Here is a 20710-nt window from a genome sequence, read left to right on the forward strand (position 1 = left end):
GTTGCTATTCCTTCAGTGTTGCGCGCGCTTGACCAGGCCTCGTCCGATGATGAGCCGCTGGATCTCGCTGGTGCCCTCGTAGAGGCGCAGGAGACGGACGTCACGGTATATGCGTTCGACGGGGACGTCCCGCATGTACCCGGTGCCACCGTGGATCTGCACCGCCAGGTCGGCGACCTTACCCACCATTTCCGTGCAGAAAAGCTTGGCGACCGACGGCGCGATGCGCCGGTCCTCACCGGACACCCACGCCCGGGCGGCGTCCCGGACGAGTGCCCGCCCCGCCATCACACCGGTCTGCTGATCGGCGATCATGGCCTGCACCAGCTGAAAGTCGCCGATCGCGCTGCCGCCCTGGGTAGCGGTGGCGGCGTATGCCACCGACTCGTCGAGTGCGCGCTGGGCCGCACCCACCGACAGCGCGGCGATGTGCACCCGGCCGCGCGCCAGTGACGTCATCGCGGCACGGTAGCCGACGTCCTCGCTTCCCCCGACGAGAGCGGAGTCAGGCACGCGCACATCGGTGAAATGCACGTCCGCGGTCCAGGCACCTTCCTGGCCCATCTTGCGGTCCTTAGCGCCTACCTGCACTCCGTCGGCGTCGGCGGGAACGAGGAACACGGCGATGCCGGTGCCGTCCGCGTCTGCGGGGCGGGTGCGGGCGAACACGACGAACAGGTCCGCGAGTGGCGCATTGGTGATGAATCGCTTCTCGCCGTTGATGATCCAGCCGTCTCCGGTCCGCGTCGCTTTGGTGCGCAGTCCCGCGGGATCCGAGCCTGCGCCCGGTTCGGTGAGCGCGAACGACGCCACCACCTCGCCCGACGCGATGCGCTCGAGCCACGTTGTTTTCTGCTCGTCCGTGCCGAACGCCACCAGCACCTGCCCCGCGATGCCGTTGTTCGTACCGAACATCGAGCGCAGGGACAGCGACGTGTAACCGAACTCCATCGCCAGTTCCACATCCTGCGTCAGGTCCAAGCCGAGTCCGCCCCACTCCTGTGGGATCGCGTACCCGAACAGTCCCATCGCTTTGGCGGCCTCGCGAATGTCGTCGGGGATCGCGTCGGCCTCCATGATCTCCTGCTCGCGGGGAACCACAGCGGAGCGAACGAAACTGCGCGTCTGGGCGAGGATGTCCTGAAAATCGTCGTCGCCGACCTGAGATGTGGTCATGGAATCACCGGCCTGCAAAGTTGTCATGAAGTCACTGTCGGATGGTAGTCGCCGCATGTCCAATACGAATCGGACCACGCCGCCATAGGAGATCCCGATGATTCCGACCCGTCCAGGAGGGTTCTGCGCCGATATATTCGGCTGGTGCCGGAAACCCCCGAGTGGCGGGAGGGCACTCGTCATGTCGAAAGGACTTCCATGGAACTGCTCGCCAATCGCACCGCCGTCGTCACCGGAGGCGCCCAGGGTATCGGCTTCGAAATTGCCCGGACCTTCGTCGAGGCCGGCGCCCGCGTGGTGATCGGTGACCTCGACCTCGACGCCGCCACGGCAGCGGCCGACAAGCTCGGTGGCGCGGACGTCGCCCACGCCGTCCGATGCAACGTTGTGCACGCCGAGCAGGTCGACGAGATGCTGGGCGCAGCGGTCCAACGCTTCGGCTCGCTCGACGTGATGGTCAACAACGCCGGGATCACCCGCGACGCGACCATGCGCACCATGACCGAAAACGACTTCGACCTGGTCATCGACGTGCACCTGAAGGGCACCTGGAACGGGACCCGCAAGGCGGCCGCCATCATGCGGGAGGCCAAGCGCGGCGCCATCGTCAACATCTCCTCGCTGTCCGGCAAGGTCGGCATGGTGGGGCAGACGAACTACTCGGCGGCCAAGGCGGGCATCGTCGGGCTCAGCAAAGCTGCGGCCAAGGAGCTGGCCCATCACGGTGTCCGGGTCAATGCGATCGCGCCGGGACTCATCAGGTCGGCCATGACCGAGGCCATGCCGCAGAAGGCGTGGGACCAGAAGATGAGCGAAATCCCGATGGGGCGTGCGGGCGAGGCCGGCGAGGTAGCGAACGTTGCCCTGTTCCTCGCCTCCGACCTCTCGTCGTACATGACCGGCACGGTCCTCGAAGTCACCGGTGGACGCTTCATGTGACGCGCACCGAACCCTCCCGACATTTCCCCGAAAGGCCATCATGCGTGAAGTCGTCATCTGCGAACCCGTCCGCACTCCCATCGGACGGTACGGCGGCATGTTCCAGTCCCTCACCGCCGTCGATCTCGGTGTCGCTGCCCTGAAAGGACTGCTCGACCGCACAGGCGTCGAGCCGTCCGACATCGAAGACGTCGTCCTCGGCCACTGCAACGCGAACAGTGAGGCGCCTGCGATCGGCCGTGTGGTAGCCCTGGATGCGGGGCTGCCGATCACCGTGCCCGGCATGCACATCGACCGCAGATGCGGATCCGGTCTGCAGGCCGTCATCCAGGCGGCAATGCAAGTGGCGGCCGGTGACAACGAGCTCGTGGTAGCCGGGGGCACCGAGTCGATGAGCAACGCGTCCTTCTATTCCACCGATATACGTTGGGGTGGAGCACGATCCGGTGTGCAGATGCACGACAGTCTCGTGCGCGCCCGGTCCACCGCGGGCGGCCGCTTCTACCCGGTTCCCGGGGGCATGATCGAGACGGCAGAGAACCTCCGTCGCGAATACGGCATCTCACGCACCGAGCAGGACGAGCTCGCGGTGTCTTCGCACACCAGAGCCGTCACGGCGCAGAAGAACGGCATCCTCGCCGAAGAAATTGTGCCGGTCACCGTGCGCAGCCGCGCCGGTGAGCAGGTGATCGACACCGACGAGCATCCTCGTCCCGACATCTCACTCGAATCGCTGGCTGCCCTGAAACCGATTCTGGGCAACACCGATCCGGAATCCACTGTCACCGCGGGCAACGCCAGCGGCCAGAATGACGCTGCAGCAATGTGTCTCGTCACCACGATGCAGACCGCGGAACGGCTCGGTCTGCGTCCGCTCGTGCGCATGGTGTCCTGGGGCGCGGCCGGTGTCGCACCGAAAATCATGGGCATCGGCCCGGTCCCGGCCACCGAGGTCGCGCTGCGCAAGGCCGGGCTCACCCTCTCCGACATCGACCTGATCGAACTCAACGAGGCGTTCGCGGCGCAAGCGCTGGCCGTGATGCGCGAATGGGATTTCGGCGCCGCGGATCTGGATCGCACCAATGTCCACGGTTCCGGAATCTCCGTCGGTCATCCTGTCGGTGCCACGGGGGTACGGATGCTGGCGAGCCTGGCACGGGAGCTCGATCGCCGTGACGCGCGGTACGGGCTCGAGACGATGTGCATCGGTGGTGGGCAGGGCCTGGCCGCAGTGTTCGAACGAGTGGCGTAGAAGGCTAATCGCTCTGTGGGCCGGTGGCACGCGCGCGGATGAGTTCGACGAACGCGCGTCCCACGGGCGACAGCGTTTCCGGATCGAAGGCGATCCCGAATCTCCGGGCGAATCTCGGTTCCACTTCGCGCACGATCGCGCGGTCGCGGGCTGACTCCGCGATCGACCTCTCCACCAGGGTGCCGCCGATTCCGGCCAGTACCAAGGGAAGCCGCGCCTCCCGGTGATCGGACAACACGGCCAGGGGCGGCCGTGCCCCTGCGTGACGAATCGCTTCTTCGATTTCGTCGGCGAGGGAGTGACCGCGGGGCACGAACACCATGGGTACCTTGGGAAGTGCGGACAGCGGGACCGGTCCGTCCGGGACCTCGGTGTCGGCGGGATACACGAGCCAGTACTCCTGCTCACCCAGCTCCACCACGTCGAGGCCGTCTTCGTCGAGGGGCAGATGTGCGACGACGAACTCGCAGTGCCCGTCCTCGATCAGGGAGGCGGCCTGTGCTTCGGATTTCAGCTCACCGAACCGCACCGCCACTTTCGGGTAGGCCCGCCGGAACTCGGCGACCAGGTCGACGAGCGGGCCGAGGACCAGGGCGGGAAACGCCATCATGTCGAGGCGGCCGGCGAGTTCTCCGTCGGCGGTGGCCAGTAGATCCTCGACGGCGGTGACGTCGCGCAGGATCTGGCGGCTCGGGCCCACCATGCTTCGTCCGGCGGCGCTGAGAACCATGCCCCGGCCGATGCGATGGAACAGTTGAACGCCCAGTTCCCGCTCGAGACCCCGCAATGCTTGGGAGATGGTCGGCTGGGCGACGCCCAGCGATGCGGCGGCACCGCCTATGCCCTCGTGCTCGACGACGGCGAGGAAGTACTCGACCTGACGTAACTCCATGTGCTCAGCCCCTTGCCGACGTGTCGTGTGCGCTCGCGACGAACGCTGCGGCCGCCGGCGAACTCGGTCCGGAGCGCTGCACCAGGCCGACGGGACGGGTCAACCGCGGTGACAACGACCGGATCGTCACACCGCGCAGTTCCTGTTCGGCGACGACACGGGGAAGGACGGTCGCGCCCGCCCCGCGCTGGACCAGGTCCCAGGTGGCGCTCGGATGCGAGCAGTCGACGACGACGTTGTCCGTGTTTTCCCCGAGAAGTTCGAAAATCAGCGCCGCGTCACTCTTGTCACCCAGATCCTGAATCAACGGGACCTGGCGCAGGGCAGAGCGGGGTACGGGGTCGGGAAGGGCGGCTGCGAGCTGGTCGGGCACGGCAAGCACCAGCTCCTGCTCGCCGATCGGGACCGACAGCAGAGCGCTGTGATCCACGGACAGGTCGATCACCCCGAGCTCCGCCTCACCGCGTCGCAACGCCCCGAGGACGCCGGTAGGGCCGTCGCTGTCGATGATGCGGACCGTGATCCGCGGATACTGCCGGCGGAATCGGCGGACCAGTCCGACGATCGGGTCGATCGAGAACGCCGAGTACGTGACCACGTCGACCCGGCCGGATTCGAGTTCACGGACCGCCGCCACCTTCGCTTTCGCCCGTTCGACATCGGTGAGGATGCGCCGCGCCGCCACGTCCAGTGTCCGGCCCGCCTCGGTCAGCTCGAGCCGTCGGCCCGTGCGATCGAACAGGGTTACTCCGAGGCGACGTTCGAGAGTGCGAATGGCCTGCGACAGCGACGGTTGGGAAATGTACAGGGACTGCGCCGCCCTGGTGATTCCGCCGTGATCGACTACCGCGACGAAATAGGTGACGAGATGCAGGTCCACCCGGTCATCGTACGGAAGCCGTGGTCGCGCTCGGCACCACCCATTCACCGGTGAACGCGGGAGGGCGTTTCAGGGCGAACGCCCGGAAGGCGTCCGGCGCATCGGTTGCGAAGTTGACGGCCTGCGCTCGCGCCTCGTTCTCCAGCGCCTCGCGCAGCGACGAGGACGACCCCTGTTCGAGGAGCCGGGCCGACTGGGTCACCGCGACGGGCGGTCCGGCGGCGAGCCGGCGCGCGAGGTCCTGCGTGACCGTTTCGAGTTCGGCTGGCTCCGCCAGCACCGATACCAGTCCGAGAGCGTGGGCCTCTGCGGCGTCGACCATCTCGGCGAGCATGACCAGGCGCTTGGCCTGGTGTAGCCCCACGAGCCGGGGAAGCACCCACGACCCGCCGAAGTCGACCGACAGTCCCCGTTTCGCGAAGATTTGACTGAACTTCGCCGTCGTGGAGGCCACCACGAGGTCGCAGAGCAGGGCGAGATTCCACCCGGCACCCACGGCGTAACCCTCCATCTGGGCGATCACCGGCTTCGGAAATTCGGCAAGGGTCGCGGCGACCGAATTGATCGTCCGCATCCGGTCGAGAGGATGCTGCCCGGTCCGTCGTTCGACGTCGGCGCCCGTGCAGAAGTTGCCGCCCGCGCCGGTGACGATGACGGCACGTATCTGGCGCTCCGCTTCGAGCACACGCAGAGCGTCCTCGAACTCGACGAACGCGTCCAGCGTCAGCGCGTTCATGCGGTCGGGCCGATTCAGGGTCACGGTGGCCACAGCGCCGTCGCGGGTCACCGATACCGTGTCCCCGCTCATCGGCCGGACCACGCGGGTGACCGCTTCTCGGCGAACGCCCGCGCACCTTCCTGCGCATCCTCGGATGCGAACACCGGGTCGAGGTACTGCCGCTGCGCGGCAAACGCGTCGGGGTCGGTGTATCGGGCAGCCATCGCGACTACCTGCTTGGTGGCCCGGACCGCGAGGGGACCGTTGGTGGCGACGCGCGCGGCCAGCGCGCGTGCGGTGGGAAGTGCCTCGCCGGGTTCGGTGAGGTGGTTGACGAGGCCGTGCGCGTGGGCCGCTTCCGCCGTGAGCGGGTCGCCGGTGATTGCCATCTCCATGGCGATCGGGTAAGGCAGCACCTTCGGTAGCCGCAGCAAACCGCCTGCGGCTGCGGCCAATCCGCGCTTCACCTCGGGAATACCGAACTTGGCGTCCCTCGCCGCGACGATGATGTCGGCCGATAACGCCAGCTCGCACCCGCCGGCCAGAGCCCAACCCTCCACGGCGGCGATCAGTGGCTTCGTCGGCGGAGCTTCGGTGAGCCCACCGAAGCCCCGCCCGGGCAGCGACGGGCGTTCACCGCGGGAGAAGGCCTTGAGATCCATTCCGGCGCAAAATGTCCCGCCGGCGCCGGTGAGAATGGCGATGGTGAGGTCGGGGCGCTCTTCGAACTCGTCGACGGCGGCGGCGAGGGCCTTGGCGACCTCGAGGTCGACGGCGTTCTTCGCTTCCGGGCGGTTGAGGGTGATGACGGCGACGCCGTCGGCGAAATCGGTGAGAACCACGTTCATGGGTGTCCTTCTACGGTGTCGGGGTAATGGGAAGTGTCCAGCGTTCCGGATGGCCGCCGAGCGAGCGGATGTGTCCGCGGTCGGCGAGTACCAGCAGGTGGGCATGCGTTTCGCGAACCGCGAGACGCAGGAGACGGTCGGACATGGAATCGAACGGGCGCGACCACGACACGTTCGTCGAGATCTCCCACGCCGTCGACTCGGGGCGGTCACGGAGGGCGGCGACAATTTCCGCGAACCGCTCCTCGTGGTGACTCATCAGCTGCTGCGCCCGGTCGGCGATTCCGCGGAACCGGTACTCGTGGGCCGGGAGCACCAGTCCGTCCGGCATGGTGGTGGTGGCGTGCAGCGAGAGCAGGTAGCGGTGCAACGGGTTGTCCAGCTCGCCGGGGATTGTCGAGATGTTGGGGCTGATGCGGGGAAGCATGTGGTCGCCGCTGAACAGCAGTCCGTGGCGTTCGTCCACGAAGGTCAGATGGCCCGGAGTGTGGCCCGGTGTCCAGACCGCCTGCAGATCCCAGCCGGGCAGGTTCAGCGGAGCGCCGTCGTCGAGCACCACGTCGATGTACTCGCCGGGACCGAATCGGACCAGATCGACACGGGCGGCGGAGCGAACCTCGACGGGGGCACCGAGCCGGTCGAGCTGAAGTTCCCACGTCCGTTCGTCGGCGGTGTCGTCGTCCGGGGTGCGGTGGCCGAGCAGTGTGGCGTCCGCAGCGTGCATCGCGAGGGCGGCGCCGCTCACCTCCCGCAGTCTCGGTGCGAGACCGAAGTGGTCGGGGTGCAGATGGGTGACGGCGGCGTACCGGACGACGGTGACGTGGTGACCCGTCTGTGCGATACCGTCGCAGAGAGCCAGCCAGGACTCCTCGGAGTCCCAACCGACGTCGATCAGCGCGAGTCCGTCGGGGAGTGCAAGTGCGTAGATCAGCACGTAGCGCAACGGGTTCCGGGGCATCGGCACCGGAATCGACCACAATCCCGGACGTACGCTCTCGACCGGTGGCAGCACCCCGCGGGCCCACGCCTCGCGCTGAACGGTGCCGACCTCTTCGGTGACGATCACGACGGCACCACCTCCGCCGTACTGAGGTTTTCGCGTAACGTGCGCTTGAGTACCTTGCCGCCGGCGTTGCGGGGAAGCGAGGTCACGAATCGAATGTGCCGCGGTTTCTTGTACGACGCGAGCCGCCCGGCGCAGAAGGCGAGAAGTTCGGCGACGGTCGGGTCCGCACCCTCGGCTATCCGGATCACGGCGGTGACGGCTTCACCCCACGTCCGGTCGGGAACACCGATCACGGCGACCTCCGCCACCGCGGGATGCTCGGCCAGCACCGACTCGACCTCGATCGGATACACGTTCTCACCCCCGGTGATGATCATGTCTTTCACCCGGTCGGTGACGAACAGATATCCGTCGGCGTCGAGATGCCCGATGTCGCCGGTGCGCAAGAAGCCGTCGGGAGTGAAGAGTCGCGCTGTCTCGTCGGGTCGGTGCCAATACCCTGCGACATTGTTGCGGGAACGGCACACGATTTCGCCGGACACCCCGGCCGGGAGATCGGCGCCGGTGGCGATGTCCCGGATCGCCAGCTCGACGCCCGGCATCGGCGTGCCGGCGGAACGCAGCAGGTAGGCACGGTCACCGGCCGGATCGTGGTCCTCGGCGGTGAGTGCCGTGACCGATCCCGTCGTCTCCGTCATCCCGTACCGCTGCACGAAGGCACAGCCGAACCGGTCGATGGCGCGGCGCAACAGGGTGGGGGTGATCGGCGCCGAACCGTACGCGATCAGTTGGAGACTGGACAGGTCGCGCTCGCTCAGCCCCGGCAGGTCCAGCAGCATCTGAATCGCCGAGGGGACCAGGAACGCATGGGTGATGCGGTGTCGTTCGACGAGTTCGGCGACGTGGCGCGCGTCGAAGGCGCCGAGGAGAACCACGTGCACTCCCGCGGACAGGCTGGTGCTCAGCCACCCGGCCCCGGCGATGTGGAACAACGGGAGGGCGTCGAGGGCCACCGAGTCGGTGCGCCACCGGTAGATCCGCAGCGCCTCGGGCTCGTTGTGGAGATTACGGTGCGTCGCGACCACACCTTTCGGTGCGCCGGTGGTGCCCGACGTATACAGCTGAAGCAACTCCGCGTCCGGATCGTCGCCCAGCCCCGGGTCGGTGTCGCTGCCCGAAGCGGCGAGCCGATCCCACGTCCACACCCCGGGCAGGATTCCCTCCGACACGTCGTCGACGAGTACGACGACCAGACCGGGGAGTGCTTCGCGTACTACTTCGGCCGTCTCCGCGAACTCGGCCTCGACGATCAGCACCTCGAGCGCCGCGTCGACGGCGATCGCGGCAGCCTCGGCGGCGGGCAGGCGCCAATTCAGCGGCACGAACACGAGCCCGGACTTGGCGGCGGCGACGAAGCACTCCGCGCCCTCGAGGCGCATCCGCAGCAACGCCCCGACACGTGCACCGGTACCGGATGCTAACGACGACAGCGCTGCCGCGATGCGAGTCGTCCGCCGGTCGAACTCCGCGAACGTGAGGGTGGTGTTTCCCCACGTCACCGCCGGCGCGTCGGGGCGTTCGGCGGCATGGTGCCGGACGCGTTGGGGAAGATGCAGCCCATTCACAAATGCTCTCCTCGAAGACTGGGGGACCCGACGCCCGGTACCACGTCCCGCCAGTCGACCACCCCGCCGAGCCGGTGACAAAGACGCGTGACCGCACGGACACTTAGCGATCGCCTATGTATGCGCACATGGGCGCGGTCAGGCCGTTTGTAGACTGGCCGAGTGGCTCCCACTCCTGCGCTGAACCCCGAGGACGTTCAGCGCGCTGCGGCGGCGCTGCACAGCCCCGACATCGAGGGGTGGGCGAACCGCTTCGAATTGTTGTCGGACGGCAACCGCCTCCGGTTGCTGCTGTGCCTGCACCACGCGCCGGGGATCTGTGTCGGTGACCTCGCGGCAGCGCTCGAGATGAGCGGTACCGCCGTCTCGCACGCACTGCGGCTGCTGCGCCACCAAGGCTGGGTATCGGCCACGCGCGACGGCCGCTCGATGCGCTATCGGCTCTCGGACGACACCGTGCACCAGTTGCTGCACGCGATCGGCGCCACGCACTATCACGATCACCCGGAATCGAAATCGGAACGGTGAAGTCCCACATGGAGAACGACCCCGGAACGCTGCCACTCGACGGAATCACCGTCGTCGCTCTCGAGCAAGCTGTGGCCGCTCCCCTCGCCACCCGTCATCTGGCGGACATGGGCGCGCGGGTGATCAAGGTGGAGCGCGTCGGGGAAGGCGACTTCGCACGCAACTACGACGACGCCGTCTTCGGCGAGGCCTCACATTTCGTCTGGTTGAACCGAGGGAAGGAATCGTTCTGTGTCGACCTCAAATCCGAGGTGGGGCGGGATGCTGTCCTGAGGTTGATCGCGAGTGCCGACGTGTTCGTGCAGAATCTGGCGCCCGATGCGGCGAGCAGACTCGGTTTCGGGACCGAGGCGTTGCGCGCGGAACACACCGCGCTGATCGTGGCGAACATGTCGGGTTACGGGACAGCGGGACCGAGGCGGGAACGCAAGGCGTACGACATGCTGGTGCAGGCCGAAACCGGCATGATCTCCGTGACCGGAACACCCGAGACGGCCACCAAGACCGGAGTGCCGGTGTCCGATATCGCGGCGGGAATGTATGCGCTGACGTCGATCCTGAGTGCGCTGTTCCGACGTGAACGAACCGGGGTGGGCGCGCAAATCGACGTGTCGATGTTCGACGCGACCGCGGAGTGGCTGGGCCACCCGATGTACATGAAGATGTACGCCGACCGGCAGATCCCTCGTGTCGGACTCGGACACGCCGCCATCGTTCCGTACGACGCGTACCCCACCCTCGACGGCAACATCCTGATCGGGGTCCAGAACGATCGGGGGTGGCGGCAGTTGGTCACCGAGGTCTTCGCTAAACCCGAACTCGCCGATCATCCGCGCTATGCGACCAACATGCTGCGGGTCCAACATCGCGAAGAGGTGGATGCCCTCGTCGCCGAGGAGACGAAGAAGTTCACCCGCGCGGCCCTCGACCAGGCACTGGCGGATTCCGGCATTCCGGCAGCGGAGCTGAACGATATGAGCGGCTTGATCGACCATCCGCAGTTGAAGGAACGTGACCGCTGGCGTCAGGTCGGCAGCGAGGTGGGACAGATCAGCGCAGTGCTGCCCCCGATGACATTCGCCGATGTGGAGATGAGGATGGGTGACATTCCGGCTCTCGGTGAGCACACCGATCAGGTCCTCGGTGAGCTGGGGTGCTCGGCTGCGGACATCGCAGCGATGCGGAAGGCCGGCGTGGTCGGCTGACGTGGTAGGGCCTCCGAGTCCTGACTATCGGCGATGAGTCGCTGATCAACCTGGTAAGTCAAAGTAGCATTAGTGCTACCATGAGGGTGTGGAGAGTCTCGGGTTGAAGGAACTGCGCCAGCATGCCAGTGACTACGTCAAACGTGCCGAAGCCGGGGAGACGATGCTGATCACGGTCGCCGGCAGGCCGAGCGCAATCCTCGGCCCGGCCGGGCGGAAGACGTGGTGTGCCTTCGACGAGGTCGCCGACATCTTCCAGACGGATACCGATCCGACGTGGGAAGCCGACCGCAATCTGATCGACGATCCGATCGCGGACCCCTGGGCATCCCGGTGAGGACTGTGCTCGATACGAGCATCCTCATCGCGAACGATGTCCCGCCCATTGACGGGGAGGTCGCGATCAGTGCCGTGAGCCTGGCCGAATTGCACTTCGGACTCCTGGTCGCGACCACCGCGCTGCAGCGTGCTCAGAGGTTGCAGCGACTGATCGCCGTGGAACGCAAATTCGAACCCCTACCCGTCGACGCCGGTGTCGCTCGAAGCTACGGGCAGTTGACCGCAGCGGTGCGAGCATACGGCCGCAAACCTCAGCCCCGAGCCCTCGATCTGATGATCGCCGCCACCGCGCACGCGAACAACGCCCGACTCGTGACACGCAACGCCGACGACCTTCGCGGCATCGAACACCTGCTGGATGTCGCCACACTCTGACGGCACCGTGTGACCGGTAAAGCGAATTCGTATTTTGTACAGGCGGGCTGGTAAAAGTTGATGCCGCGGGCTGGCGGCATCGCCACACTGCCTCGCATACCTGTACCGAACCTGGCCGTATCGGCGCGGCGATCACGACTCTGAAACCGACCGCTGCAGTGAGCCCGTCGCCGGTAGACGATCCCTCACCGGTTGTCGATCGGGCGCTATCAGGGCGCGCTATGTGACAGCCTCGAGCTGATCGGCACGTCTCCGGAAGCGGGGCGTCGATCAGGACACCCCGAAGGATCTCAGCTCTCACACACGGGGATGCGCCCGGTAGTACGCGGCCCGTTCGGCGTCGTGCCGGCGTCTGGCTTTCGGGTTTTCCAAGTCGGGCGGAAGTCCGTGCTTTTCGAGGCGGCGTGATCGGTTCTGCGCCATGTAGGCGACGCTGTAGAAGAGGGCGAGGAACACCCCGAGCAGCACCATGGAACCGCGTAACCACACGGGCCCGGGGAAGAGGAAGAAGGCCGCGAACACCGGAATGAACGGCACCATGCTGCGGACGAGGTGTCGCGGCACAGCCCAGTCACCGATCAGATCGTTCCGAACCCAGTCCTGCATCGAGTCGGGCAATCTGCGTCCGAACGCGTAGCCGAGCCATTGAAAGGGCGTCGGCCGGATCCGGGCACCGCGGCTTCGATTGGTCACTTGTCCACTCCTCCCAGCGCGCCTGCCTTGACGGCCGCGGCGTTGATGCGGGTCAGCACGCTGTGCAGTTCCATCAGTTCGGACAGTTCCACTCCGAGTGCTTCGACTACGGCGGGTGGCACTTTTTCGGCTTGTGCGCGCAGCGCCTTGCCCGCGTCGGTCAATTCGACGACGAGCTGGCGTTCGTCGTCCGCGCTGCGGGTACGGGTGAGAAGCCCGGACGATTCGAGTCGCTTGAGCAGCGGCGACAGCGTGGGGGAATCGAGTTGCAGGGCGTTGCCGATCTCCTTGACCGACATGGGGGAGGTACCCCACAGGGCCAGCATCACCAGGTACTGCGGATGAGTGAGTCCCAACGGTTCGAGGATCGGCCGATAGACGCCCAGGACTGCTCGATTGGCGACCGCCAGTGCGAAACACACCTGCCTGTCGAGTGCGAGGGGGTCTTCGGCAACGTTCGTGGTCACCAGCTCAGGGTAACCGATAGTTCGTGCACTAACCAATCGCCCACTAACTAAAGGTGAGTTAAAACACCGCAGCCCGGCCTGTGTAGGGCCGGGCTGCGGTTCGCTCTTCGCTCAGGGTGTGGCGAAGAACTGCTCCACCGCGGGCTGCGCGTTCGGATTTCCCACACCGACACCGATCACGGCTCCTGCAATCGTGCCGACGACGGCGCCGATGATGCATCCGGCGATGAAGTTGGGGAAGATCGAGACGCACCCGATTGCCATGCCCACATTGGAACCGATGGCCATGCCCTGCAGGCCCGCGTTGTTCCAACCGGTGTTGATCTCGCTGGTCATGTTGTCGAAGGCGGCCTGTTTGGCGTCATTTTCCGGAAAGAACTGTTCAGCCACCTGGCTACTGCCTTCGGCGGTCGGGGTCATCAAGGGCTGGCTCCAGTCGATTCCCTGCGTGCCGGGATCGGCGTAGGCCGTGCCGGCGCCGACTACCATCGCAGCGACGACGAAAATGGACAATGCCAGAGTTCTGAGAAGTTTCATGAGAATTCCCACCATGTCGTAGGTCGAACACGGACTCCACCTGAGCACCGAACATTGTTGTGCGTGGACCATATTCGCTGGAAGTACCGAACGGCTACATGCATATGTGGGTGCGCGGTGATGCTCCCCGGTGAGTCGCCTACTCCATAGCCCTCCCGAATTCATCTCTCGGCGTGGAGGGGCGAAGGGGGCAGGGCACGCGCGTCGTGGCTATGAGGAGCGTGTCCAACCCTGTGCAATCCTGCAGTGTCATGGTGCTTCCCATGCCTAGTCGCTTGCTGAACATCTTCCCCCTTCGGGTATCCCACTTTTCGGCGTTTACGCAAAATTCGTTACATACGCCTCACCGGCACGAGGTGTCACACGGTCAGCCGGTAGAAACGCCAGAACCCGAAGTCTTCGATGGGAAGGATGTCCATCGAGCCGAAACCGGCAGCCTCGGCGTACTTTCGCAAGGTGTTCGGACGCATGACCGTTCCGGTGGCGGCACTCGGACTGGAACTCATTCCGTCCGGCAGGCACACGGTCAGGCTGAATCCGTACATCAACCGCTCGATGTCGCTTCCCGGTGCCGAGAACTCGTCGTCCACCGCCTCGTCCATGACGATCATGACTCCACCGGGTGCCAGAGCCTTGCGTATCGCCGTCAATACGGCGACAGGTGCAGGCATGTCGTGAATGCACTCGAAGGCGAATGCAGCGGTATAGGCGCCCTCCGGAATGCCCGCTGCATCCGACTCGGTGATTGTGATCCGGTCGGCAACATCCCCTTGATCGCGGACGTTGTGTTTCGCGAGTTCGACAGTGGCGCCGTCGATGTCGTAACCATCCAGCCGGGCATCGGGATAGGCGCGCGCCAGGGCGATCGTGGACCACGCGCCCCCACATCCGACATCGGCGATGGCGGCACCGGGGGTGCGCAGAAGTGCGTCGACCTCGGGTACCGATGCGAGCGCTCCCGGCAGAACCTGCTCGTACCACGGCCGATTCATATCCGCCTGCGATTCCCTTGCATCGACACCGTACTGTGCCCATCCCACACCGCCTCCCGTGCGATACGCCTCGATCAGCGCGGGCATCTGTGTGGTGGCGGCGACGAAAATCCGGGCCAGCGGCGCCAGGTAGGCCAGGCTTTTCTCATCGGTGAACACTTCGGCCGCACCGGGCTCCAACGTGAATCTCCGGGGGCTGCCGCCGTCTGCGGTGAGCAGCCCTGTCACCGCCTGTTGTTCGAGCCACTCCTGTGCGTACCGCGGATGGGTCGAGGTGCGTTCGGCCAGTTCGTCCGCTGTTGCGGGGCCCTGATGTGCGAGACTTCGATACCAGCCGAGTCGATCTCCCAGATGAATGGAGAGTATGTCGATTGCGCCGAGGGAGGCGTCGAAGACGCGTTGCGCCACTGCGTCGGCTCCGGGTGTGGGCATCGCTGACCTCCGGTGTGGGTGGTCCCCTCATGGTGACCTACCGCGGTAGCCGATGTCCCCGTTTCGGTTGCTCGCAGTGCACATTCGCGCCGGAGTCGGTCGAGCGTCCGGGAAGCTGGAAACCCCACGGCAACTCGAGGCGGTGGCGGGCGAGCAGGTCTGTGTCGGCGAGCAGGTCGAGGATCGGTCCGTCCGCCACCACCTGGCCTTCGTCGAGAATCACCGCGCGGGTGCACAACTGCGCAGCGTACGGAAGGTCATGGGTTACCAGCAGTTGGGTGGTGTCCACCCCGAGCAGGACTTCGGCCAGTTCACGCCGGGCAACCGGATCGAGGTTGCTCGACGGCTCGTCCAGCACCAGCACGTCCGGAGCGCACGCGAGGACGGTGGCCAGGGCGACCCGACGCCGTTGCCCCACCGACAGATGAACGGGATTGCGATTGGCATGCGACATCATGTCGACGGCGGCCAACGCGATGCGCACCCGGTCGTCGAGTGCCGCACCGGTGACACCGAAATTTGCCGGGCCGAAGGAGACGTCCTGCGCGACGGAGGGCATGAAGAGCTGATCGTCCGGGTCCTGGAAGACGATGCCGACCCGCCGCCGCACCTCGCGCAGCGTGTTCCGGTCGGTGTTGTGCGACACCGGTACCCCACCGATGGTGACTCGACCGTCCGAGGCGGTCAGAATTCCGTTGAGGTGCAGCATCAGAGTGGTCTTGCCGGCACCGTTCGGGCCGAGAACCGCTACCCGTTCGCCCGGGCTCACGGTGAGGTCGATTCGGTCGAGTGCCTTCCTGCCATCCGGGTAGGAATACGACACACCCTCGAGGTGCACGGCGGCCGTCATCGGAGGGTCCAGGCCGCGAGGCAGATACCCGCCGCGCAGACGGCGGGGACGAGGCCGGCCGACCACGCCGCGGCGGACGCCGGAGGAGCACCGACTGTGGGAACAGCCCCCGTGAACCCGCGCGACAGCATGGCCAGGTGTACGCGCTCGCCCCGCTCGTAGGAACGGACGAACAATCCGCCCACACCCTGCGCGGTGGCGCCGATCTGGCGAAGTGTCCGCGGATCGTCACCCCGGGACAAGCGTGCGGTGCGCATCCGGGCGACCTCCGAGGTGAGTAGATCGAGGTACCGCAGCATGAGAACCACGATCGTGGTGAACATGGCGGGCACGTGCAGATGGGCAAGTCCCACCGGCAGATCGCGGGCGGGGGTGGTGGCGGCGAGCGTGAGTGACACCAGCACCCCGAGAGTGCCCTTCACCAGGATCCCCCACGCGGCGTGCAGTCCGGCCACCGACAGCGACAATCCGAGGACCGTCGTCTGCTCGCCGCCCTCCGCGAAGGGCAACAACAGGGCCAATGTGACGAAGGGCAGTTCGATCAGCATGCGCGGGGCGAGCCAGGTCAGGGCGATTCCGGCGATGTGCCACACCACCGCCAGGACTGCGAGGTACACGGCAAAGGCCCAGAACGCCTCGCGGGGCGTGGCCACCACCGCGAACACCGTCACCATCGCACACACGATCTTCACCTCGACGGGGAGACGGTGAACTGCAGATGTGCCGTGGAGATAAAGCGGCTGCGCGTGACCGGAACTCATGATCAGGGTCCGGCTCGGTGACGCCGTCCGCGGGCGAGGAGCCGAAATGCGGCGGCTGCGACGACGAAGGTCGCGGCCGCACCGATGATTCCGGCCACCCCGGTGAAACCCGATCGTCCGCTCACCGTGTAGTCGGCGAGCGGGGATGCCGACAAGTGGTGGTCCTCGGCGTTCTTCGCAATGCAGTCCCCGACCAGTGCCGCGCCGGTGTCGGTCTCGACGGTGTCGCATCCGCGTGTCGTGGCAGCGTCGAGGCCGTCCGGACTCGAGCTCGCCAGAGAGGACAGCACCCCGGCAATGAGCAGTACCGCCAGCGCGAAACCGAGAAGGAAGCGGCGGAACGACCACGTCGACACGCTCATGCGCCCACCGACACGTCGCGCGGCGTGGTCCGGAGCAGGTACACGAGGTCGGGTCGGGCCCGGGCCACCGCCGTGACCGTGACGGCGGTGATGATTCCTTCGCCGATTCCGATCAGGATGTGGGCGCCGAGAACGTAGGCCGCCACCGAGCCGAGCGCAGTGGCGCCGTCGGCAGCGGGCTGACCGCCGATGGCGTACTCGAGGACGAAGCCCATCGACGCCGCGACGGTTCCGCACAGCGCAGCGGTGAACGCGAGAGCGCCCAGCACGCGGAGACGAAGATCCTCGGGTCGTGCGAGTCGGCGCAGGACTAGCGCGACGACGTAGCCGACCGTCACCCCGATGATCGCCATGTTCGTGATGTTCGCACCCAAGGCTGTCAGCCCGCCGTCCGCGAAGAGCAGCGCCTGAACGACCAGGACGATCGCGATGCACAGCGCACCCGTGTAGGGCCCCACGAGAATGGCCGCCAGTGCACCACCGAGGAGATGTCCGCTCACCCCGGGAAGGACGGGAAAGTTCACCATCTGCACCGCGAAGATGAAGGCAGCTACGAGACCGGCCATGGGGGCGGTGCGATCGTCGAGTTCGGAACGGGCCCGCCACGCGGCGACAGCGAGCCCCACCGCCGCGACGGCGAGGAAGAGGACCGACGTCGGGGCATTGATCAGCCCGTCACTCATGTGCATGGCTACGGACTCCATGTCACCCTCCTCAGCCGGCAGCTGTCCCGTCTCTGCAGTCTAGTTTCTCGTGTGAACACTTGAACAGCTGTTCATGGGTCCCGCGACAGCTGTGTTCTGCAACCACCGAACTCTCAGTGCCAGCTGTGGTCCACGACGGGGGTTCGCGGTCCGAACTTGGGTTTGATCGCGTTGCCACTGACCAGCAGTAACCGCACGGCGCGATAACGATGCGGGCGAACCGGTTCCATGTACGCCACCATCTCGGCGTCGTCGAGGGGCTTGCCGAGTAACGACCACCCGACCATCGACGCCAGGTGGTAGTCGCCGACGGACAGCGCATCCGCATCACCGAGCGCACGTTGCGACACCTCGGCCGCGGTCCAGATGCCGACCCCTGGGATGGACATCAAGCGGCGGGTCGCTTCCTCGGGGGACAGGTCGACGATCTTCTCCAGGCGGTCCGCGACCTGGGCGCAACGCACGATGGTGCGGGCACGGCCGGGGTCCACGTTCACGCGGTGGAACTCCCACGACGGGACTCGCCGCCACACGTGCGCGGTGGGAGGTACCCGCATTCCGTCGGGCGCCGGGCCTGGGGCGGGTGTGCCGAATTTCCACACCAGACGCCGCCACGACGCGAACGCGGCGATGCCGTGGACCCGCTGCTCGAGGATGGCCGGGACCAGGGCTTCCATCACCCGGTCGGTGCGCCCCAGACGCAGGTGCGGGAAGCGGCGGTGGGCCTCGGCGAGGATCGGGTGCTCCGGCGCGAAGTCTTCGCACTCGTCCTGCTCGCCGACGAGCCGGTTCAGCCCATCCGCCAACTCGCGGGCACCCTCGCCCCAGGCCTGACAGTGGACGGTGTGCCGGTCGCTTTGCGTGAGGCGATAGGTGACCGGACCGGACGGTTGCACCGACGTCCGCCAGATGGAGCCGTCGACCGCACGCCGGTGACAGGGGTCGCCCTTACCGCGCTGAAGGGGGTGCAACGTCATCGCGACGTCCAGTGGACGCCGCGCGGTCACGGTGGTCTCGACCACCTCCAGCGAAGCCGTCATCGCAAGCAGCGTATCCGCCCTCCGGCGACATGTCGGCCACCGCTACCGGCGGTTGTCGGGGCGCGCACGTAAAGTCCCAGCCATGATCATCGTGAGTACCGACGGATCCTGTCTGCGTAACCCCGGTGGGGCGATCGGCTGGGCATGGGTCAATCACGAAGGTCCCAGCCGATCCGGTGGTGAACCGTCGGGAACCAACCAGATCGCCGAGCTGCGGGCGCTGCTCGAGGCGATCACCGCGCATCCCGGACCCGATCCGCTCCTGATCGAGTCGGATTCCCAGTACGCCATCAAGTGCGCATCGGAATGGCTGCCCGGTTGGAAGCGGAAGGGCTGGAAGACGGCGGCCGGTGCCCCCGTGAAGAATCTTCCTTTGGTCCAGGCCATCGACCAGGCCATCATCGAGCGTTCCGGACCCGTGCGGTTCCGTTGGGTACGCGGTCACGTCGGCAACCACTACAACGAGATGGCCGACGTACTCGCCGGTGAGGCGGCACGGGCCGTCGCATCCGGTGAGCCGGTAGCTGCGCCCCCTCCGGCTCCCGCTACACCCGTGGTCGCGGCCCCTGCGGAGGCCGAAGAAGCGTTCACCCTGTTCTGATCCTGTCGGTTCACCCGGTACCGGGAGAAGTCTGTATCGAGGAGAAGTCGTGACCGAGGATCTGCGGGTGCGGGAGTTCTGGCGGGCGCTGGGGTTGCCCGGCATCGTCGACGTCCACACCCACTTCATGCCCGCCAACGTGATGGAGAAGGTCTGGCGGTACTTCGACGCGGTGGGCCCCCTCACCGGGCGAGCGTGGCCGATCCGCTACCGGCACGAGGAGGACGTGCGCGTCGAGCAACTTCGTGCGTTCGGGGTTCGACGGTTCACGTCCATGATCTATCCGCACAAGCCGGAGATGGCCGCGTGGCTGAATCAGTGGGCGGCCGACTTCGCTCACCACACGCCCGACTGCCTCCGGACGGCGACGTTCTATCCGGAAGAATCCGCGGCCGCGTACGTGTCCGAGGCAATCGAGTCGGGCACCCGGGTGTTCAAATCCCACATTCAGGTCGGCGACTATTCCCCGGGCGACCCGTTGCTCGACCCGGTGTGGGGAGCGTTGCAGGACGCGGGTGTGCCGGTGGTCATCCATTGCGGATCCGGTCCCGCGCCGGGCAAGTACACCGGCCCCGAGCCGATCGGCGAATTGCTGGCGCGGTACCCCCGACTCCGCCTGATCATCGCCCACATGGGCTTGCCCGAGTATCGGGAGTTCCTCGAGCTCGCGGGACGCTATTCCGGTGTGTACCTCGACACCACGATGGCGTTCACCGATTACACCGAGGAGGCGACCCCGTTTCCGCGTGACGCTGTACACCGGCTGTCCGACCTGCAGGAACGCATCCTGTTCGGAAGCGACTATCCCAACATCCCGTATCCGTACCTGGACGCACTCGAGGGTCTGACCCGGTTCGATCTCGGTGAGGACTGGCTTCGCTCGGTGTGTCACGACAACGCTGCGGCGCTGTTCGCGCTCGACTGATCCGCCGGCGGGGAGTTGGTGAGCTCGCGCCGGCGGATCGGAGACCCCTGAGGAGGCTGAAGGATTACGACCCACAGCACGCGGTCGGGGCGTCCTGCTCGAGGGCGGGCGCATTGCCGAACGTGTCGCTGTCGGCGAGCACCGTATACACCTCCCATTTCTCGCCGGCGGGCCCGGTGACCCACACCTTGTCCTGGCTGGCGAAGCAACAGGTGGTCCCGAGTTCTTCCTCGGTGAACAGCCCTTCCTCGGTCAGCCTGGCGATTTCCGAGTGCACGGCATCACTCGATTCCACCTCGACGCCAAGGTGATTGATGGTGCCGCCCGCACCGGGGTTTTCGAACAACACGAGCTTGAGTGGGGGCTCGGTGATGGCGAAATTGGCGTACCCCTCCTTTAGTTTCGCGGGCGCTGTGCCGAAGAGCTTGGAGTAGAACGAGACGGCCTGACCGAGGTCGTCGACGTTGAGGGCGAGCTGTACGCGGGACATGAGATCCTCCACCTTTTCGATGTATATCGAATTACTTCTCCACTATGCGCCACCTTTTTGACGTATGTCAAGA

At 66.3% G+C, this 20710-nt stretch carries 25 protein-coding genes; 8 read left to right on the plus strand and 17 right to left on the minus strand.

Going from position 1 to position 20710, the window contains the following annotated elements; genetic code table 11:
• Positions 1–12: 12 nt before the first annotated feature.
• A complete protein-coding gene (locus JQT59_RS11595) occupies positions 13–1176 on the minus strand; it encodes an acyl-CoA dehydrogenase family protein (protein ID WP_213577646.1) in 1164 nt (387 codons plus the stop codon).
• Between the two features lie 198 nt (positions 1177–1374).
• Here JQT59_RS11595 and fabG point away from each other — a divergent pair, with 198 nt between their 5' ends.
• A complete protein-coding gene (gene fabG / locus JQT59_RS11600; RefSeq protein WP_208960314.1) occupies positions 1375–2115 on the plus strand; it encodes a 3-oxoacyl-ACP reductase FabG in 741 nt (246 codons plus the stop codon).
• 40 nt (positions 2116–2155) lie between these two features.
• Positions 2156–3367: an acetyl-CoA C-acetyltransferase gene (locus tag JQT59_RS11605; protein WP_213576261.1), complete on the plus strand. Its 1212-nt coding sequence runs from the start codon at positions 2156–2158 to the stop codon at positions 3365–3367.
• A gap of 4 nt (positions 3368–3371) precedes the next feature.
• Here the strand turns inward: JQT59_RS11605 and JQT59_RS11610 are convergent, their stop codons facing one another.
• From JQT59_RS11610 to JQT59_RS11635, 6 genes are read right to left on the minus strand one after another with little or no spacing between them, the layout of a single operon-like run.
• On the minus strand, positions 3372–4259 hold the full coding sequence (locus JQT59_RS11610; RefSeq protein ID WP_213576262.1) for a LysR family transcriptional regulator: 888 nt from the start codon (positions 4257–4259) through the stop codon (positions 3372–3374).
• A 4-nt stretch (positions 4260–4263) separates the two neighbouring features.
• Positions 4264–5139 carry a LysR family transcriptional regulator gene (locus JQT59_RS11615; RefSeq protein ID WP_213576263.1) on the minus strand — a complete coding sequence of 292 codons (876 nt, stop codon included), beginning with the start codon at positions 5137–5139 and terminating at the stop codon, positions 4264–4266.
• A 4-nt stretch (positions 5140–5143) separates the two neighbouring features.
• A complete protein-coding gene (locus JQT59_RS11620) occupies positions 5144–5947 on the minus strand; it encodes an enoyl-CoA hydratase/isomerase family protein (protein ID WP_213576264.1) in 804 nt (267 codons plus the stop codon).
• A complete protein-coding gene (locus tag JQT59_RS11625; protein WP_213576265.1) occupies positions 5944–6705 on the minus strand; it encodes a crotonase/enoyl-CoA hydratase family protein in 762 nt (253 codons plus the stop codon). The genes JQT59_RS11620 and JQT59_RS11625 overlap by 4 nt, the downstream gene beginning before the upstream one ends.
• A gap of 10 nt (positions 6706–6715) precedes the next feature.
• Positions 6716–7771, minus strand: a complete 1056-nt coding sequence (locus JQT59_RS11630) for an MBL fold metallo-hydrolase (protein ID WP_213576266.1) — start codon at positions 7769–7771, stop codon at positions 6716–6718.
• Positions 7768–9336, minus strand: coding sequence for a long-chain-fatty-acid--CoA ligase (locus tag JQT59_RS11635; protein ID WP_213576267.1), 1569 nt, complete (start codon positions 9334–9336; stop codon positions 7768–7770). Before JQT59_RS11635 ends, JQT59_RS11630 begins: the two co-directional genes overlap by 4 nt.
• Before the next feature lie 162 nt (positions 9337–9498).
• Here JQT59_RS11635 and JQT59_RS11640 point away from each other — a divergent pair, with 162 nt between their 5' ends.
• From JQT59_RS11640 to JQT59_RS11655, 4 genes are all read left to right on the plus strand, one after another.
• The gene (locus tag JQT59_RS11640) at positions 9499–9864 is read left to right on the plus strand and encodes an ArsR/SmtB family transcription factor (protein WP_213576268.1); all 366 of its coding nucleotides are present in this window, start codon (positions 9499–9501) and stop codon (positions 9862–9864) included.
• A gap of 8 nt (positions 9865–9872) precedes the next feature.
• Positions 9873–11069: a CaiB/BaiF CoA transferase family protein gene (locus JQT59_RS11645; RefSeq protein WP_213576269.1), complete on the plus strand. Its 1197-nt coding sequence runs from the start codon at positions 9873–9875 to the stop codon at positions 11067–11069.
• A gap of 88 nt (positions 11070–11157) precedes the next feature.
• Complete coding sequence (locus JQT59_RS11650; protein ID WP_249354346.1) at positions 11158–11406, plus strand: type II toxin-antitoxin system Phd/YefM family antitoxin; 249 nt, start codon at positions 11158–11160, stop codon at positions 11404–11406.
• Between the two features lie 5 nt (positions 11407–11411).
• Positions 11412–11783: a type II toxin-antitoxin system VapC family toxin gene (locus JQT59_RS11655; RefSeq protein WP_249354347.1), complete on the plus strand. Its 372-nt coding sequence runs from the start codon at positions 11412–11414 to the stop codon at positions 11781–11783.
• 297 nt (positions 11784–12080) lie between these two features.
• Here JQT59_RS11655 and JQT59_RS11660 read toward each other — a convergent pair whose 3' ends face one another.
• From JQT59_RS11660 to JQT59_RS11700, 9 genes are all read right to left on the minus strand, one after another.
• A complete protein-coding gene (locus tag JQT59_RS11660) occupies positions 12081–12476 on the minus strand; it encodes a DUF5313 family protein (RefSeq protein WP_213576270.1) in 396 nt (131 codons plus the stop codon).
• The gene (locus JQT59_RS11665) at positions 12473–12943 is read right to left on the minus strand and encodes a MarR family winged helix-turn-helix transcriptional regulator (RefSeq protein WP_213576271.1); all 471 of its coding nucleotides are present in this window, start codon (positions 12941–12943) and stop codon (positions 12473–12475) included. Before JQT59_RS11665 ends, JQT59_RS11660 begins: the two co-directional genes overlap by 4 nt.
• 111 nt (positions 12944–13054) lie before the next feature.
• Positions 13055–13480 (minus strand): hypothetical protein, encoded by a 426-nt coding sequence (locus JQT59_RS11670; protein ID WP_213576272.1) that lies wholly within the window; start codon positions 13478–13480, stop codon positions 13055–13057.
• Positions 13481–13839: 359 nt separating this feature from the next.
• The gene (locus JQT59_RS11675; RefSeq protein ID WP_213576273.1) at positions 13840–14904 is read right to left on the minus strand and encodes a class I SAM-dependent methyltransferase; all 1065 of its coding nucleotides are present in this window, start codon (positions 14902–14904) and stop codon (positions 13840–13842) included.
• A gap of 37 nt (positions 14905–14941) precedes the next feature.
• Positions 14942–15754 carry an energy-coupling factor ABC transporter ATP-binding protein gene (locus tag JQT59_RS11680; protein ID WP_213576274.1) on the minus strand — a complete coding sequence of 271 codons (813 nt, stop codon included), beginning with the start codon at positions 15752–15754 and terminating at the stop codon, positions 14942–14944.
• The gene (gene cbiQ, locus JQT59_RS11685; RefSeq protein ID WP_213576275.1) at positions 15751–16515 is read right to left on the minus strand and encodes a cobalt ECF transporter T component CbiQ; all 765 of its coding nucleotides are present in this window, start codon (positions 16513–16515) and stop codon (positions 15751–15753) included. Before cbiQ ends, JQT59_RS11680 begins: the two co-directional genes overlap by 4 nt.
• Before the next feature lie 2 nt (positions 16516–16517).
• A complete protein-coding gene (locus JQT59_RS11690) occupies positions 16518–16877 on the minus strand; it encodes a PDGLE domain-containing protein (protein ID WP_213576276.1) in 360 nt (119 codons plus the stop codon).
• Positions 16874–17581, minus strand: coding sequence for an energy-coupling factor ABC transporter permease (locus JQT59_RS11695; protein WP_213576277.1), 708 nt, complete (start codon positions 17579–17581; stop codon positions 16874–16876). Before JQT59_RS11695 ends, JQT59_RS11690 begins: the two co-directional genes overlap by 4 nt.
• 113 nt (positions 17582–17694) lie before the next feature.
• A complete protein-coding gene (locus JQT59_RS11700) occupies positions 17695–18621 on the minus strand; it encodes a DNA-3-methyladenine glycosylase family protein (protein ID WP_213576278.1) in 927 nt (308 codons plus the stop codon).
• A gap of 82 nt (positions 18622–18703) precedes the next feature.
• Here JQT59_RS11700 and JQT59_RS11705 point away from each other — a divergent pair, with 82 nt between their 5' ends.
• Positions 18704–19222 carry a ribonuclease H family protein gene (locus JQT59_RS11705; RefSeq protein WP_213576279.1) on the plus strand — a complete coding sequence of 173 codons (519 nt, stop codon included), beginning with the start codon at positions 18704–18706 and terminating at the stop codon, positions 19220–19222.
• A 49-nt stretch (positions 19223–19271) separates the two neighbouring features.
• Entirely contained in the window at positions 19272–20147 is an 876-nt protein-coding gene (locus JQT59_RS11710; protein ID WP_213576280.1) for an amidohydrolase family protein, read from the plus strand.
• A gap of 64 nt (positions 20148–20211) precedes the next feature.
• On the opposite strand, the gene JQT59_RS11715 is transcribed toward JQT59_RS11710, so the two are convergent.
• Positions 20212–20637, minus strand: coding sequence for an ArsI/CadI family heavy metal resistance metalloenzyme (locus JQT59_RS11715; protein ID WP_213576281.1), 426 nt, complete (start codon positions 20635–20637; stop codon positions 20212–20214).
• Positions 20638–20710: the final 73 nt, after the last annotated feature.

Origin of the sequence: Rhodococcus sp. USK13 (assembly GCF_018343855.1) — a bacterium.
GTDB classification, from domain to species: Bacteria; Actinomycetota; Actinomycetes; order Mycobacteriales; family Mycobacteriaceae; genus Rhodococcus_F; species Rhodococcus_F oxybenzonivorans.

Bases quoted from the DNA above. Each gene is read 5' to 3' on its own strand.
- JQT59_RS11595 (WP_213577646.1), bottom strand. From the start codon at position 1,176: ATGACCACATCTCAGGTCGGCGACGACGATTTTCAGGACATCCTCGCC.
- fabG (WP_208960314.1), top strand. From the start codon at position 1,375: ATGGAACTGCTCGCCAATCGCACCGCCGTCGTCACCGGAGGCGCCCAG.
- JQT59_RS11605 (WP_213576261.1), top strand. From the start codon at position 2,156: ATGCGTGAAGTCGTCATCTGCGAACCCGTCCGCACTCCCATCGGACGG.
- JQT59_RS11610 (WP_213576262.1), bottom strand. From the start codon at position 4,259: ATGGAGTTACGTCAGGTCGAGTACTTCCTCGCCGTCGTCGAGCACGAG.
- JQT59_RS11620 (WP_213576264.1), bottom strand. From the start codon at position 5,947: ATGAGCGGGGACACGGTATCGGTGACCCGCGACGGCGCTGTGGCCACC.
- JQT59_RS11625 (WP_213576265.1), bottom strand. From the start codon at position 6,705: ATGAACGTGGTTCTCACCGATTTCGCCGACGGCGTCGCCGTCATCACC.
- JQT59_RS11645 (WP_213576269.1), top strand. From the start codon at position 9,873: ATGGAGAACGACCCCGGAACGCTGCCACTCGACGGAATCACCGTCGTC.
- JQT59_RS11670 (WP_213576272.1), bottom strand. From the start codon at position 13,480: ATGAAACTTCTCAGAACTCTGGCATTGTCCATTTTCGTCGTCGCTGCG.
- JQT59_RS11675 (WP_213576273.1), bottom strand. From the start codon at position 14,904: ATGCCCACACCCGGAGCCGACGCAGTGGCGCAACGCGTCTTCGACGCC.
- JQT59_RS11680 (WP_213576274.1), bottom strand. From the start codon at position 15,754: ATGACGGCCGCCGTGCACCTCGAGGGTGTGTCGTATTCCTACCCGGAT.
- cbiQ (WP_213576275.1), bottom strand. From the start codon at position 16,515: ATGAGTTCCGGTCACGCGCAGCCGCTTTATCTCCACGGCACATCTGCA.
- JQT59_RS11690 (WP_213576276.1), bottom strand. From the start codon at position 16,877: ATGAGCGTGTCGACGTGGTCGTTCCGCCGCTTCCTTCTCGGTTTCGCG.
- JQT59_RS11695 (WP_213576277.1), bottom strand. From the start codon at position 17,581: ATGGAGTCCGTAGCCATGCACATGAGTGACGGGCTGATCAATGCCCCG.
- JQT59_RS11700 (WP_213576278.1), bottom strand. From the start codon at position 18,621: ATGACGGCTTCGCTGGAGGTGGTCGAGACCACCGTGACCGCGCGGCGT.
- JQT59_RS11705 (WP_213576279.1), top strand. From the start codon at position 18,704: ATGATCATCGTGAGTACCGACGGATCCTGTCTGCGTAACCCCGGTGGG.
- JQT59_RS11715 (WP_213576281.1), bottom strand. From the start codon at position 20,637: ATGTCCCGCGTACAGCTCGCCCTCAACGTCGACGACCTCGGTCAGGCC.